At 68.8% G+C, this 14,664-nt stretch carries 14 protein-coding genes (1 of these 14 cut by a window edge); 6 read left to right on the top strand and 8 right to left on the bottom strand.

Features of this window, described 5'->3' with window-relative positions:
- Nucleotides 1–4 precede the first annotated feature (4 nt).
- The 4 genes from OVA13_RS15240 to radC form a co-directional block, all read right to left on the bottom strand.
- Nucleotides 5–559 (bottom strand): hypothetical protein, encoded by a 555-nt coding sequence (locus OVA13_RS15240; protein WP_267791314.1) that lies wholly within the window; start codon nt 557–559, stop codon nt 5–7.
- Nucleotides 556–1,368 (bottom strand): SPOR domain-containing protein, encoded by an 813-nt coding sequence (locus OVA13_RS15245; RefSeq protein ID WP_267791315.1) that lies wholly within the window; start codon nt 1,366–1,368, stop codon nt 556–558. The genes OVA13_RS15240 and OVA13_RS15245 overlap by 4 nt, the downstream gene beginning before the upstream one ends.
- Nucleotides 1,369–1,383: 15 nt before the next feature.
- Complete coding sequence (argS, locus tag OVA13_RS15250; RefSeq protein ID WP_267791316.1) at nt 1,384–3,072, bottom strand: arginine--tRNA ligase; 1,689 nt, start codon at nt 3,070–3,072, stop codon at nt 1,384–1,386.
- Between the two features lie 87 nt (nt 3,073–3,159).
- The gene (radC, locus tag OVA13_RS15255; protein ID WP_267791317.1) at nt 3,160–3,834 is read right to left on the bottom strand and encodes a RadC family protein; all 675 of its coding nucleotides are present in this window, start codon (nt 3,832–3,834) and stop codon (nt 3,160–3,162) included.
- A 96-nt stretch (nt 3,835–3,930) separates the two neighbouring features.
- On the opposite strand from radC, the gene coaBC reads away from it, so the two are divergent.
- From coaBC to OVA13_RS15270, 3 genes are read left to right on the top strand one after another with little or no spacing between them, the layout of a single operon-like run.
- Entirely contained in the window at nt 3,931–5,184 is a 1,254-nt protein-coding gene (coaBC, locus tag OVA13_RS15260) for a bifunctional phosphopantothenoylcysteine decarboxylase/phosphopantothenate--cysteine ligase CoaBC (RefSeq protein ID WP_267791318.1), read from the top strand.
- The gene (gene dut, locus OVA13_RS15265) at nt 5,181–5,645 is read left to right on the top strand and encodes a dUTP diphosphatase (protein WP_267791319.1); all 465 of its coding nucleotides are present in this window, start codon (nt 5,181–5,183) and stop codon (nt 5,643–5,645) included. Before coaBC ends, dut begins: the two co-directional genes overlap by 4 nt.
- A gap of 13 nt (nt 5,646–5,658) precedes the next feature.
- Nucleotides 5,659–7,992, top strand: coding sequence for a phosphomannomutase/phosphoglucomutase (locus tag OVA13_RS15270; RefSeq protein WP_267791320.1), 2,334 nt, complete (start codon nt 5,659–5,661; stop codon nt 7,990–7,992).
- 135 nt (nt 7,993–8,127) lie between these two features.
- Here the strand turns inward: OVA13_RS15270 and OVA13_RS15275 are convergent, their stop codons facing one another.
- A complete protein-coding gene (locus OVA13_RS15275) occupies nt 8,128–8,859 on the bottom strand; it encodes a hypothetical protein (RefSeq protein ID WP_267791321.1) in 732 nt (243 codons plus the stop codon).
- Nucleotides 8,860–8,877: 18 nt separating this feature from the next.
- Entirely contained in the window at nt 8,878–9,561 is a 684-nt protein-coding gene (pyrE, locus tag OVA13_RS15280; protein WP_267791322.1) for an orotate phosphoribosyltransferase, read from the bottom strand.
- A gap of 110 nt (nt 9,562–9,671) precedes the next feature.
- Here pyrE and OVA13_RS15285 point away from each other — a divergent pair, with 110 nt between their 5' ends.
- The 3 genes from OVA13_RS15285 (at nt 9,672) to OVA13_RS15295 (ending at nt 12,143) form a co-directional block, all read left to right on the top strand.
- Complete coding sequence (locus tag OVA13_RS15285) at nt 9,672–10,442, top strand: exodeoxyribonuclease III (protein ID WP_267791323.1); 771 nt, start codon at nt 9,672–9,674, stop codon at nt 10,440–10,442.
- Nucleotides 10,442–11,830 carry an AmpG family muropeptide MFS transporter gene (locus OVA13_RS15290; RefSeq protein ID WP_267791324.1) on the top strand — a complete coding sequence of 463 codons (1,389 nt, stop codon included), beginning with the start codon at nt 10,442–10,444 and terminating at the stop codon, nt 11,828–11,830. Before OVA13_RS15285 ends, OVA13_RS15290 begins: the two co-directional genes overlap by 1 nt.
- An 85-nt stretch (nt 11,831–11,915) precedes the next feature.
- Nucleotides 11,916–12,143 carry a hypothetical protein gene (locus tag OVA13_RS15295; RefSeq protein ID WP_267791325.1) on the top strand — a complete coding sequence of 76 codons (228 nt, stop codon included), beginning with the start codon at nt 11,916–11,918 and terminating at the stop codon, nt 12,141–12,143.
- 6 nt (nt 12,144–12,149) lie between these two features.
- Here OVA13_RS15295 and OVA13_RS15300 read toward each other — a convergent pair whose 3' ends face one another.
- Together OVA13_RS15300 and OVA13_RS15305 are read right to left on the bottom strand one after the other, a co-directional pair.
- Entirely contained in the window at nt 12,150–13,289 is a 1,140-nt protein-coding gene (locus OVA13_RS15300) for an anhydro-N-acetylmuramic acid kinase (RefSeq protein WP_267791326.1), read from the bottom strand.
- 68 nt (nt 13,290–13,357) lie between these two features.
- On the bottom strand, nt 13,358–14,664 hold the 3' portion of the coding sequence (locus OVA13_RS15305; RefSeq protein WP_267791327.1) for a M23 family metallopeptidase. 154 nt of this gene lie beyond the right edge of the window; 1,307 of the gene's 1,461 nt are visible here — the last part of the coding sequence; the start codon falls outside the window, past its right edge; it ends in the stop codon at nt 13,358–13,360.

Genomic DNA, 14,664 nt, shown 5'->3' on the forward strand with positions numbered 1-14,664 from the left:
CGCATCAGGGGGTACGGGGCCGTGCGCGGGCTTCGTCATGCAGTCGCATCAGTTCGTCGTGCGTCACCAAGTGGCGACCGGTGATCCGCCCCGCGTCCACACGCAGCAGCAGGTAACGCGGATAGGTCGTGGAATAGCCCATGTGCACATTCGTGCCCGGCTCGCCCTGCGCTACGGCCAGGTCGCCACTGAACCAGCTCGCCGCGAGCGGACCTTGCTGTCCAGGAAACAGTGCATCGATGGCCAAGGGTTCTTCCGGCTGCCGACAGGCGTGGGCGACCATTGATTCGAGGTACAACATGTCCTCGCGCACTGACCAACGTGCCATGTAGCCGCGCCAGTTGGCAGTGCAGCTCCCCATGGCGGGTCCGAGTGCGTTGGTGAGCCGGCGCCAGGTGGCGGCATCATTCAGTACGGGCGCCAGCGGCTCGGCCGGCAATACGTAGTCCTGTCCGGCGATCCGGATGCGGTCGGGAATCTGTTCCGTGGCAGCGCTGATGCCGGACAAGGCCAGCAGCACGACAGCCCAGACCCCCTGCCTCAGCCGGCGCGACTTCACTGCGCCTTGATCGCCATGGCCGGCAGACCACCGCTGGCGAGCTTCTGCTTCGCTTCGGCCAGTTCGCCAGCGGTGCCGTAAGGGCCCATGCGCACGCGGTACACCGTCTTGCCGTTGATCTGGGCGGATTCGACGCGGGCGCTCAGGCCGAGCAGGGCGATCTTCGCCTTGGTCGCTTCGGCATCGCCCGAGGCGCCGAAGGCCCCGGCCTGCAGGATGTAGCGCGCGTTGTTGTCCGCGCTGGCGACGGTGGCCGGTTTGGGCGGGGCGTTGTTGGAGGACGGCGTTGCGGGCGGTGTGGTTGCCGTCGTGGTGGTCGCAGCCGTCTCGTTGATGGGCGTCGGCTGCGGCGCCGTTGCAGCGGTGCCGGGCGTGTTCGTGGATGCCGCGGGGACCGGCGCATTGCCGGCCAGTGCGGCGCGCGCCTTGCGGGCTTCTTCCTCGCGTGCGCTGGCGGCCAGTTCGGCGTCGGACATCTGCACTTCCTTGCCTGGCAGCAGGGTGTAGAAGTCGTACTGCGTTTCCTTCGCCGTGGCGTCATCGGCCGGCGTGGCCGTGGCGGGACCCTCGGCGTCGGTGGCCGGGGTTTCCGGCACCACCGCATCCACGTCCGCGCTGTCGATCGGCGCCGGCTGTGCGTCGGGGTTCGGCTGAGGACGGAAGAAGCCGTCGCCGTCCTTCTTCATCAGGCCGGGGGCGATGAAATAGATCGCCAGGCCGATCAGCAGGCCGAGGATCAGCCACACCCATGCGGGGGTGGCCTGGCTGGAATTACGGGTGGCCTGACTCTTGCCGCGCCTTGCTGCCATCTACTGCGTCTCCACTTACATCTTTTCGGGGGCGCTGACGCCCAACAGGTCCAGACCGTTCGCCAGTGCCTGGCGCACCGCCAGCGCCAGCGCCAGTCGTGCATCACGCAGCGCGGCGTCTTCCACCAGCACCGGCGTGCCGGCGTACCACGTGTGGAAAGCATAGGCCAAGTCGCGCAGGTATTGCGCGACGGTATGCGGCTCCAGCGATTCGCCGGCGGCTTCCACCACTTCCGGATATCGCGACAGTTCCACCATCAGGGACAGCGAGGTGTCGTCGTCCAGCAGGGAAAGGTTGGCCAAGGCCTGCGCCTGGTCGTAGGCGTAGCCCTTTTCGGCCGCCTGGCGCAGCAGGCTGCAGACGCGCGCATGCGCGTACTGCACGTAGAACACCGGATTGTCGTTGCTCTGCTGCCGGGCCAGGTCGATGTCGAACGTCAGCTGCGAATCCGGCTTGCGCGCGATCAGGAACCAGCGGGTGGCATCGGCGCTGGTCTCCTCGATCAGGTCGCGCAGGGTGAAGTAGCTGCCGGCACGCTTGGAGAGCTTCACTTCCTCGCCGCCGCGCATCACCGTGACCATCTGGTGCAGCACGTACTCCGGATAGCCCACGGGAATGCCTTCGTTCAGCGCCTGCAGACCGGCCTTCACGCGCGCCAGCGAGCCGTGGTGGTCGGCGCCCAGTTCGGTGATGGCGCGCTGGTAGCCGCGCTGCCACTTGCTGAGGTGGTAGGCCACGTCGGGCACGAAGTAGGTGTACGTGCCGTCGGACTTGCGCATCACGCGGTCCTTGTCGTCGCCGAAGTCGGTGGACTTCAGCCACAGTGCGCCGCCTTCCTCATAGGTGTGGCCGGAGGCGATGAGCTTGCGCACGGTTTCCTCGACCTTCCGGTCGGCGTACAGCGAGCTTTCCAGGAAGTACGTGTCGAACGACACGCCGAACGCCTCCAGGTCCAGGTTCTGCTCGCGGCGCAGGTAGGCCACGGCGAAACGGCGGATGGCATCGAGGTCGTGCGGATCCTTGCCGCCGGTCACGGCATGGCCTTCGACCTCGACGGTATCGCCGGCCAGGTAGGCCTTCGCCACGTCGGCGATGTAATCGCCGCGGTAGCCGTCTTCGGGCCAGCCCTCGCCGTCGGGCGACTTGCCCAGCGCGCGTGCCTGGGTCGACTTGGCCAGGTTGTCGATCTGCACGCCGGCGTCGTTGTAGTAGAACTCGCGCCGGGTGTTCCAGCCGTTGGCCTGCAGCACGCGCGCGATGCAGTCGCCGATGGCGCCCGCGCGGCCGTGGCCGACGTGCAGCGGACCGGTCGGGTTGGCGGAGACATATTCCACGCCCACCGTGCGGCCGGCACCGCTATCGTTGCGGCCGTACGCGGCGCCCTGCGCCAGCGTGGTCGCGACTTCGCGCTGGTAGGCGCCGGGCGACAGGTGGAAGTTGATGAAGCCAGGCCCCGCGATCTCGACCTTCGCCACGTCATCACTGGGCGGCAAGGCGGCTACCAGGGCGGTGGCGATGGCGCGGGGATTGCTGCGCGCGGCCTTGGCCAGCTGCATGGCGGCGTTGGTGGCGAAATCGCCGTGCTCGCGCGTCTTGGGGCGTTCGACCACGAAGTCCGGCGTGGCGGTGTCGGCCGGCAGGGTGCCGGCGGTGCGCAGGGCGTCGATGCCCCGGGTGATCAGGGCGCGGAGGGAGGCTTTCACGGAGGGCCGTCGTGTTGCGTGGGAACCCCGTATTCTAGTTTTTCCGCGGGCTCCGGTGGGGTTCCGGGCATTCAGCCCGGGTCGGCCTCATACCCAGCCGCGTGCCGCCATCGACTGCGGCGGTCCGTCGCCGACGACGAAGTGGTCCAGCAGCCGCACGTCCACCAGCGCCAGGGCCTGCTTCAGCTTCGCGGTGACGGTGCGGTCGGCGGCCGAAGGCTCGGCACACCCGGAGGGATGGTTGTGGCCCACGATCAATGCCGCCGCGTTGTGGGCCAGCGCCCGTCGGGCCACTTCGCGCGGATAGACCTCGGCGCTGTCCACCGAGCCCTGGAACAACTCCTCGAAGGCCAGCGCCCGGTGCCGCGTGTCCAGGAACAGGGCGGCGAACACCTCCTGGGGCCTGCCGCGCAGGCGCTGGGCGAAGTAGCTCCCGGCGGCCTGGGGGTCGCTGATGGCGTCACCCCGTTCCAGCGACGCCTGCAGGAAGCGCGTGCCCAGTTCCAGCGCACCGGCCAGCGCGCAGGCCCGGGCCGGCCCCAGCCCGGGCAGCGTGGTCAGCTCGGTGGGGGGACGTTCCAGCAGCAGGCGCAGTGGGCCATGGATCGCCAGCAGGTCGCGTGCGGTCGCCACTGCATCACGCCCCTGCAGGCCCGAGCCGAGGAAGATCGCCAGCAGCTCGGCATCGCTGAGGCTGGCGGGGCCGCGGGCCAACAGCTTTTCTCGGGGGCGTTCGGTGTGGGGCCAGTCGCGGATATGCATGGCGCCAGCGTCGGCGAACAACGATCAGCCGGCCATCGGGGTTGCCGGGGCGTTCGGGTAAGCTAATCGCCTGTATGGATGTGGGAAACGGCCGACGTGAGCGGATCGAACAAGGCGCAGGGGCTGGCAGGACGTCGTCTCCTGTTGTGCGTGGGGGGCGGCATTGCCGCCTACAAGTCGCTGGAGCTGGTGCGCCGGCTCAAGGACGCCGGGGCCGACGTGCAGGTGGCCATGACCGCCGGCGCGCAGCAGTTCGTCACGCCGCTCAGCTTCCAGGCCCTGTCCGGCCAGCCCACCCGCACCACGCTGTGGGACAGTGCGGCCGAACAGGCCATGGGCCACATCGAACTGGCCCGCTGGGCCGAGCGCATCGTCATCGCCCCCGCCACGGCCGACCTGCTGGCACGCCTCACCCACGGCCTGGCCGATGACCTGGTCACCACGCTCTGCCTGGCCACCACGGCGCCCCTGACCGTGGCCCCGGCCATGAACCACCGCATGTGGCAGCACCCGGCGACCCAGGCCAACCTGGCCACGCTCCGCAGCCGCGGCGTGCACGTGGTGGGACCCAACGACGGCCCGCTGGCCGAAGGCGAATCCGGCCCCGGCCGGCTGGCCGAGCCTGACGAGATCGTCGCCGCGCTGGCACAGGCGATGGGCGCGCCCACCGCCACCACCGCCACCGCCACCACCACCGCCCGGCAGGAGCTGGCCGGCCTGAAGATCGTCGTCAGCGCCGGCCCCACCTACGAAGACCTCGACCCGGTGCGTTACCTGGGCAACCGCAGCAGCGGCAAGATGGGATTCGCCGTGGCCGCCAGCGCTGCCCGCCGTGGCGCGCAGGTCACGCTGGTCGCCGGTCCGGTCAGCCTGCCCACGCCACCGGGCGTAACCCGGGTGGACGTGCGTTCTGCCGCGCAGATGCACGACGCGGTGTTCGCCGCGTTGCCGGCGGATGTCTACATCGGCGCCGCTGCCGTCGCCGACTACACCCCGCGCGAACCGGCCGCCAACAAGATCAAGAAATCCAGCGAATCGTTGGCGCTGGACTTGGTGCGCACGCCGGACATCCTCGCCAAGGTCGCCGGGCAGACGCAGGCATTGAAGCTGGTCGTCGGGTTCGCCGCCGAAACCAACAACGTGGCCGAATACGCCCGCGGCAAGCTGGTCGCCAAGCGGCTGGACATGATCGTCGCCAACCGCGTGGGCATCGCCGACGGCGGTTTCGAGAGCGACCAGAACGCGATGACCGCGTACTGGAAGGATGGCGAGCGCGCTTTTGCGTCCGCCCCCAAGACGCAGCTGGCCGATGAACTGATCGACCTGATCGTGGAGCGCCTGGACGCATGAGCACGTCGCACGCCGTGGAAGTGAAACTGCTGGACCCGCGCTTCGGTGACGAGTGGCCATTACCGGCCTACGCCACCGAGGCCAGCGCCGGCATGGACCTGCGTGCCGCCATTGACGCTCCGCTGGTGCTGCAGCCCGGCGATACCGCGCTGGTGCCCAGCGGCATCGCCCTGCACCTGGGTGATCCGCAGCTGTGCGCGGTGGTGCTGCCGCGCTCCGGGCTGGGCCATCGCCACGGCATCGTGCTGGGCAACGGCACCGGCCTGATCGACGCCGATTACCAGGGCCCGCTGCTGATCAGCGTATGGAACCGGGGCCACGAGACCTTCACCATCCAGCCCGGCGACCGCATCGCCCAGGTCATGGTGTTGCCGGTAGTGCGCGTGAGCCTGCAGGTAGTGGATACTTTCGCCGACAGCGCACGGGGGACGGGTGGCTTTGGCCACACCGGCGTGCGGTGACAGGGGACAATCGATGAAGACGACGAACGAGAGCCGCGCACGGATTCCCGTGGGTGACCTGCGCCGCGCGCTGCCGTTGGCCAGCGTGCTGCTGGTGCTGGTGGCCGGTCTGCTGGCCTGGAGTGGCGTGCGCCAGTGGCGCGACGCGCGACTGACCGAAGAGGTGGAGCGTGCCCGCGACACCGCCGCGACCGCCGTGCAGTCGACCTACGCCGCACAGACCCAGCAGCTGGCCAAGCGCCTGGCAGCCGCACCGGTCAAGGCCGCGCTGGCGTCCGGCGACACCGCCGCTGCCGTCGCCGCGCTGCGGGAGGGCTGGGCGGGTGTCGAGCATGTCGAAATACTCGACGGCAGCCTGGAAGCCCACTATCAGGACCCGGCCACCTACGGTTTCAGCAAGCTGGCCCTGCTTGAAGCGGGCATGCAGGGTGATGCCGTCGCCGCGCGCGTGGTGAAGGACGGCAAGGCCACGGTATTCGGCCTGGCCGCAGCCGTGCCGCAGGGTGTGGTCTATGTCCGCCTGCCGCTGGCCCGGCTGACCAGCGGCTTCGACGCCGTGGCGGTATCGGGCGACGGCTACCTAGCGCTGCGCCAGGGCGCTTTCAGCGTGCGCGAGCGCGGCAATGCCAGCCTGTCCGAGGGCGCGGAAGTCATGGCGCACGCGGTGGGCAAGACCGGCCTGCGTGTTGCGGCCGCGGTGCCCGACAGTGAATCCGGCCCGCTGGGGCTGGGCGCCATCGCCAGCCTGATCGCCGCCGGCGTGCTGGGCCTGCTGGCGCTGCTGGCCCTGCTGGTGCTGCGCGGTGGCATCCGCCTGCCGACATTCGGGAAACAGAAAGGAGCAATGGTGGAAGACACGGACGAACCGACCCTGGGCGAAGCGCTGCTGCGCGAACCCCCGCCGCCGCCGGCTGGCGGCACGCGCACCGCGCCGAAGGACGAATACACCCAGGCGGAAGCCAAGACCGTGGAAGTCGATCCCGGCATCTTCCGCGCCTATGACATCCGCGGCATCGTCGGGCAGTCCCTCAGCATCGAGGTCGCCGAACTGATCGGCCTGGCCATCGGTTCGGTGATGCGCGACGAGGACCTCAACGACATCGTGGTGGGCCGCGACGGCCGCCTTTCCGGCCCCGATCTGATCGGTGGGTTGATCGAAGGCCTGCGCAAGGCCGGCCGCAACGTCATCGACATCGGCCTGGCGCCTACTCCGGTGGCGTACTTCGGTGCCTACCACCTGCGTACCGGCAGCAGCGTGGCGGTGACCGGCAGCCACAACCCCCCGGACTACAACGGCTTCAAGATCGTCGTCGGCGGGCAGACGCTGTCTGGCGACGCCATCACCGACCTGTACGAGCGCATCCGCGACAACCGCCTGTTCATCGCCAACGTGCGCGGCGACCTGCAGCAGCGTGACGTGTCGGCCGACTACATCCAGCGCATCGCCGACGACGTGCAACTGGAGCGTCCGCTGAAGGTCGTGGTGGACGCCGGTAACGGCGTGGCCGGCGACATCGCGCCTCAGCTGCTGGAAGCGATCGGCGCGGAAGTCATCCCGCTGTACTGCGACGTCGACGGCACCTTCCCCAACCACCATCCCGATCCCAGCGAACCGCACAACCTGGAAGACCTCATCCAGACCGTGAAGCGTTTCGACGCCGACATCGGCCTGGCGTTCGACGGTGACGGCGACCGCCTGGGCGTGGTGACCAAGGAAGGCGCCATCATCTTCCCGGACCGCCTGCTGATGCTGTTCGCCGCCGACGTGCTGGAGCGCAACCCCGGCGCGCTGATCATCTACGACGTGAAGTGCACCGGAAAACTGCAGGGCTGGGTGCTGCGCCACGGCGGCACGCCGATGATGTGGAAGACCGGGCATTCGCTGATCAAGGCCAAGATGCGCGAAACCGGTGCCGAACTGGCGGGCGAGATGAGCGGCCATTTCTTCTTCCAGGAACGCTGGTACGGCTTCGACGACGGGCTGTACTCCGCCGCGCGCCTGCTGGAGATCCTGGCCAACCGCGCCGAAACGCCGTCCGAAGTGCTGGCCGAGCTGCCCGATGGCGTGTCCACGCCGGAGATCAAGGTGGCGGTGGACGAAGGCACGCCGCATGCCATCGTCGAGCGCTTCGTCGAAGGCGCCAGCTTCGAAGGCGCCCGCCTGTCCACCATCGACGGCCTGCGTGCCGACTGGGATGACGGCTGGGGCCTGGTGCGCGCGTCCAACACCACGCCGATCCTGGTGCTGCGCTTCGAAGCCGACAACACCGAAGCGCTGGAACGCATCAAGACCGAGTTCCGCACCCGCCTGCAGGCGCTGGCGCCGGAACTGACCATGACGTTCTGAGGGCAGGGGCCACCACACTTGGCCCCGCACCCTGCAGACATCCACGACGCCGGGCATGCCCGGCGTCGTCGTTTTCTGATTGCCAGTGCGTGCCCGGCGGAGGAATGACAGGGGCCCGCACGGCGGGCCGACCCGTCAGTTGCGCGCCGGTGCCTGCGCCTGCGTTGCCGGCGGCGTGTCGGTGGCGGCGGGTGCATCGGGTGCCGTTGCCGTGCCTTCCGCCGGGGCGATGCCCATCGCGGTGCGGTAGCGCTGCATGATGTCGGCGATTTCCACGTCCAGTTCCGCGCGCTGGGTCTCGAAGCTCTGCTGCAGGCGGCGCGTGCGGATCAGGTCGGCATGGCGCTGGCGGATGCTGGCGGCCATCTCCGGCGAGACCGGGCGGCCGGCCAGTTCGCGGTCGCCAGCGGTCTGCAGCAGGGTGACCAGGCCTTCGCGCAGGCTGATGACGTTGTAGCGCGCGGTGCGCACGTTGTTGTCGACGATGGCGGTGCGTTCGGTGAACACCCGGCGCAGGTCTTCCTCCGTGCGGTACGACAGCAGCATGGCGGCGTCGGTGCGGCGACGGGTTTCTTCTGCAGCCTTGTCCATCTGCAGCTGCTGGGCGGCGACGGCGGCCTGGGCGCGCTCCTCTTCGGTCAACGCGCGGGCCACTTCACCGGTGCGCAGGCCGCTGGCGGCGCTGATTTCCTGGCGCGCGGCGTTCACCGCCTCGGGCGGCAGCGCATCGCTGCACACTCGCGTGCCCTTGTCGTCCCAGCAGAAGAGTTTCTTGGGTGCCTTGCCATCCGCGGATTTCTGCGCGCCGGCCACGGGAGCCAGCGCCAGCAGGACGGCGGTCATCAGGAACGTCGATCGGATCGTCATGGCAGCCCCCTGCTGCATTCAACCCTGGAGCGCGCTGCCGTAGCGGGCCCGGTAGGCCAGCAGACGGTCGCGATGCTGCACAAGGTCGGCGCTTTCGCCGGCAAAAGCAAGCAGGTCGTGCAGGCTGGCCACGGCGATGACCGGCACCCCGGTTTCCTCGGCCACGGACTGCGCGGCGGACGGGCGGGGCGTGCCTTCGGCATCGCCTTGTCCGCCGTCATTCAGCGTTTCCTGGCGATCCAGCGCCACCACGATGCCGGCGGGGACGCCGCCGCCGGCGCGGATCAGGCCCAGCGCCTCACGGATGGCGGTGCCGGCGGTGATCACGTCATCCACGATCAGCACGCGCCGGTCTTCCAGCGGCGCGCCGATCAGCAGGCCGCCTTCGCCGTGGTCCTTGGCTTCCTTGCGGTTGAACGCCACCGGCAGGTCGCGGCCGCGGCGGGCGAACTCGCAGCCCAGCGCGGTGGCCAGCGGGATGCCCTTGTAGGCCGGGCCGAACAGCAGGTCGAACGACACGCCCGATGCCTCCACCGCGTCGGCGTAGCACGCGGCCAGGTCCGCCAGCCGCGCACCGCTGTCGAAGCGGCCGGCATTGAAGAAATACGGGCTGAGGCGACCGGACTTCAGGGTGAACTCGCCGAAGCGCAGAGCCTGCGCGTGCAGGGCGAGCTGGAGGAAGCGGGAGCGATGGTCGGACATGGGCGTGGGGGCCAACGTGTGTTCAACAGGAGGACAAAGGATAGCCCGTCGTGGCGGAATCGCGCCCGCCCTTGGGGTACGCTTTGCCGATTCCGATCACCGGTCATTCCATGCGCATCATCAGCTTCAATGCCAACGGCCTGCGTTCCGCTGCCAACAAGGGATTCTTCGACTGGTTCACCGCACAGAACGCCGACGTGCTCTGCGTGCAGGAAACCAAGGCCCAGGAACACCAGCTGGCCGGCCCCGCGTTCCTGCCCGCCGGCTACAAGGCCTGGTTCCGTGACGCCAGCACCAAGAAGGGCTACAGCGGCGTGGCGATCTATGCCCGGCGTGAGCCCGACGAGGTGCGCACGGCGCTGGGCTGGCCCGATTTCGACGAGGAAGGCCGTTACATCGAGGCGCGCTTCGGCGACCTGAGCGTGGTGTCGTTCTACATTCCCTCCGGCTCGTCCGGCGAGGAACGGCAGGGCTACAAGTTCAAGGTGATGGACTGGCTGGCGCCCACGCTGGACGAATGGCGCCGCAGCGGTCGCCACTACGTGCTGTGCGGCGACTGGAACATCGTGCGCAGCCGGCTGGACATCAAGAACTGGACCAGCAACCAGAAGAATTCCGGCTGCCTGCCGCCGGAGCGCGACTGGTTGAACGGGATGTGCGCGGACGAGGGCGGCTGGGTGGATGCGTACCGCGCGCTGCATCCGGACGGCCAGGATTACACCTGGTGGAGCAACCGCGGCGCGGCGCGCGCCAACAACGTCGGGTGGCGCATCGACTACCAGTTCGTCACGCCGTCGCTGCGTGACCGGCTGAAGGCGTGTGCGATCTACCGTGAACAGCGCTTCTCCGACCATGCGCCATTCACGGTGGACTACACCTGATGGGTACGCCTGCCGCATCCACGCCCGCCCGCAAGCTGAAGCCATGGCAGGAGGTCCTGCTGAACCTGCGCCAGCGCAAGGTGCTGGTGATGTTGCTGCTGGGCTTCAGTTCGGGCCTTCCCATCTACCTGGTGGGCAACACGCTGGGCTTCTGGATGCGCGAGAACGGCATCGAGCTGTCCACGATCGGCTTCCTGTCATGGGTGGGCCTGGCGTATTCCCTGAAGTTCCTGTGGGCGCCGTTGGTGGACAAGCTGGATGCGCCGCTGGTGGGTCGCTGGCTGGGGCGTCGGCGCGGCTGGATGCTGTGGTCGCAGATCGTCGCGGGTGCGGCGCTGGTGGGAATGGCGCTCATCGAGCCACGCGAAGGCCAACTGCTGTTGGCGGGACTGGCGCCGGACCACCTGCTGGTGTTCGGCGCGATGGCGCTGGTGGTCGCGTTTGCATCCTCCACACAGGACATCGTGATCGATGCCTGGCGCATCGAAGTGGCCGAAAGCAACGAGCAGCAGGGCTTGCTGACGTCGACGTCGGCGCTGGGTTACCGCGCCGCGCTGCTGGTCACCGACTCGCTGATCCTGATCTTCGCGGCCGGCATCGGCTGGTCGATGTCGTACCACGTGATGGGCGCCTTGATGGCGGTGGGCGTGGTGGCCACGTTCATGGCGCGGGAGCCGGAGGCCACCCGGCTTGCCGCCGCGGCGGAGCCGAAGCTGTTCACCGCACGCGGCCTGTTCGATGCGCTGATCGGGCCCTTCGTCGCCTTTTTCACCCACCACGGCAAATGGGCCGTGCTGATGCTGCTGGCGATAAGCCTGTACCGGTTGCCCGATTTCGTGATGGGGCCGATGGCCAACCCGTTCTATGCGGACCTGGGCATCGCCAAGGAAACCGTCGGCGCGGTGCGCGGCTCGGTGGGGCTGGTGGCCACCATCCTGGGCATCGCGGCGGCAGGGCTGAGTGCCGTGCGCTTCGGGTTCATCCCCACGTTGCTGGCCGGTGCGGTGCTGGGTCCGGGGTCCAACCTGGCGTTCGCCTATCTGGCGCTCCACGGCGCCGATCCCGGGGTGTTCAGCGCGGTCATGATCATCGACAACTTCTGCAGCGGCTTTGCGGGCGTCGCGTTGATCGGTTACATGTCCAGCCTGACCAGCATCGGCTACACCGCGACGCAATACGCATTGCTGAGTTCGTTCTACGCGTTGCTGGGCAAGGTGCTGAAAGGCCTCTCCGGCGTAAGTGTCGAGTATCTCGCGCAGGGGCGCACGTTGCTGGAGGGCTACAGCCTGTTCTTCACCGGCACCGCGCTGCTTGGCATTCCCGTCCTGATCCTGTGCCTGCTGCTGGTGTGGCGGCACCGCGTGCCCGCACCCGCCAGCACGACGTGACTTGCCGAACAGGCGGCGGCCGCGTATCTAGTCACAAGCGAGGCGGCCAGGGGGCATCGCCTTCCGCCAGACTGCAGGGGAGCCCATGACCGACATCGTGCTGAAGGACATCGATCCGATCCTGGCAGACCGCATCCGGCGGGTCTCCGAGGCGCGCGGATGGGATGTGCACCACACCCTCATGAACCTGCTGGAGCAGGGGCTGTTCGTCTGCGAGGCGGAAGTGCGCGGCGGCTTCAACGATACCGAGGTCAACGTGTTGTCCGACGCGATCAACGCGCTGAAGGACGTACCGCCCGGCAAGGGCTTCTGAACGCGCCTACGCCGGGTACACGGCGCCCAGCACGCGCAGGCCGCGCGCGCCGGTGACGGCGGGCAGGTTGCCGGGTCGCCCGGCCAGGGTCTCGCGTGCCAGCCACGCAAAGCCCATCGCCTCCACGTAGTCCGGGTCCAGCCCGTGGGCTGCGGTGGATTCCACCACGGCCTGTGGCAGGTGCGCACAGAGGCGCGCCATCAACGCCGGGTTGCGTACGCCGCCACCGCAGACCAGCACGCGGCGGGTCGTGGGCTGGGTCATCTGCAGCGCATCGGCCACGGTGCGCGCGGTCAGTTCCAGCAGGGTGGCCTGCACGTCGGCCGGTGCCAGCGGTGTGCTGCCCAGACGGGCTTCCAGCCAGTCCAGGTGGAACTGTTCGCGCCCAGTGCTTTTCGGCGGCGGCAGCGCGAACCACGGCTCGGACAGCAGGCGTGCCAGCAGTGCCGCGTCGATCTGGCCGCTGGCGGCGAACGCCCCCGACGCATCGTAGGCCTGGCCGGTGTGGCGTTCGCACCAGCCATCCATCAGCGCGTTGGCCGGGCCGGTATCGAAGCCGCGCACGTCCCCCGCAACCGGCAGCAGGGTGAAATTGCCGATCCCGCCCAGATTGAGCACTGCGCGGTCCTCGTGCGGCGAGCCGAGCAGGGCGGCGTGGAATGCGGGCATCAACGGCGCCCCGTGCCCGCCGGCGGCCACGTCGCGGCGGCGGAAGTCGGCCACGGTGGTGATGCCGCTGCGTTCGGCAATGACGTTGCCGTCGCCCAGTTGCCAGGTGAACGGCGGCTCGGCATGCGGGCGATGGCGGATGGTCTGCCCGTGCGAGCCGATCGCGCGCACGCGGCCGCGCGGGATGCCGGCGTCTTCCAGCACGCTCAGGGCGGCATCAGCGAATGCCATCGCGGCACGGCTGTCCAACGCACCCAGTTCGTCGAGCGACACGCTGTCGGCCCCTTGCCCCAGCGCGATCAGCGCGCTGCGCAGCGCTGCATCCCACGGCAGCGTGCGGGCATGCACCAGCTCGCAGCGCAGCGCCGTGCCGCTGCCTTCGAATCGCACCAAGGCCGCGTCGATGCCATCGGCGCTGGTGCCCGACATCAGGCCCAGGAACAGCTCGGAAACGGCGACGTCGGTGGCGTGGGTCATGCGGGACCAGGCAAAGAAAAAGGCGGGACAGTGTCCCGCCTTTTCCGGTTTATCGCCATGCGTGCGGATCAGCCCTTGCCGCTGCCCTTCTTGGTGGCGGCGGGCTTGGCCGAGGCGGTGACCTTGGCCTTTTCGGGTTCGGCCGGACCGACATCGGCGTAGATGATGTCTTCGACGGTGCGGATGCGGGCCAGCGCATTGGCGGTGTAGGTGCGGAACGAGGCCAGCTGCGGGCCGGACAGTGGTTCCGGCGGCGGCATGGTCACCGACAGCGGATTGCGGTGCACACCGTTGATGCGGAATTCGTAATGCAGGTGCGGGCCGGTTGAGAGACCGGTGGTGCCGACGTAACCGATCACGGTGCCCTGCGGGATGCGCTGGCCCTGCTTGATCTTGCCCAGTCGCGACATGTGCCCGTACAGCGTGGTGTGGCCGCGGCCGTGGTCGAGGATGACGGTGCGGCCATAGCCGCCCTGCCAGCCGGCGAACTGCACGCGCGCATCGCCGGCGGCCATGATCGGCGTGCCGGTGGAAGCGGCGTAATCCACGCCCTTGTGCATGCGCATCGTGCCCAGCACCGGATGACGGCGGGCACCGAACTTGGAGCTCAGCCGCGCATACGGAATGGGCATGCGGATGAAGTTCTTCTTGAGCGGCCGGCCCGCGGCGGTGAAGTACTCGGGCTTGCCGCCCGGACGGCTGTAACGGAAGCCGGAGTGCAGCTTGTCGTCGACCGTGAAGGTGGCGGCCTGCACGGGCCCGGTGCTGATCAGTTCGCCTTCGCGCCAGGTCTGCTCGACCACCACGCTGAAGCGGTCTTCCGGCCCCAGGTCGGAATTGAAGTCGATGTCGTACTTGAAGATTTCGTCGGTCAGCGAGTTGATGTTGGCGGCGGTCAGGCCGGCCTTGCGCGCCGACCGGTTCAACGAACGCCCCACCTTGCCGCTCAACACCACCGTGCGGGTGGTGGTTTCGCGCGGGATCACGCGCTCGGTGACCTTGTCGGGGCCGACGGTCAGTTCCACCCGGCTGGTGGAGTCGCGGTCATAGCGCAGGGTGCGCAGGTTGCCGGTGACCGGCAGGTCGAAGGCGACCTCGGTACCCGGCTTCAACCGCGTCAATGCCTGCTTGGCACCGGCGTTGTTTAGGACGCGGTGCAGGGTGGCGGCCGGGATGCCAAGCTCTTCGAAGATCTCACCCATCGTCTGGCCAGGCTTCACGCGGACTACCTGCCAGCTGTCGCCGGCAATGCCGCTCTGGCGGGCTTCCGACAGCGCCGGCAGGTCCAGGGTGAAGGTCGCGCGCGGCGTCGAGGCCGGGGCCTGGATGGCGTTGGAGAAGCCGGGCACGATGGTCGCCATCAGCACGCCGATGG

Origin of the sequence: Pseudoxanthomonas sp. SL93 (genome assembly GCF_026625825.1) — a bacterium.
Taxonomy (GTDB): Bacteria; Pseudomonadota; Gammaproteobacteria; order Xanthomonadales; family Xanthomonadaceae; genus Pseudoxanthomonas_A.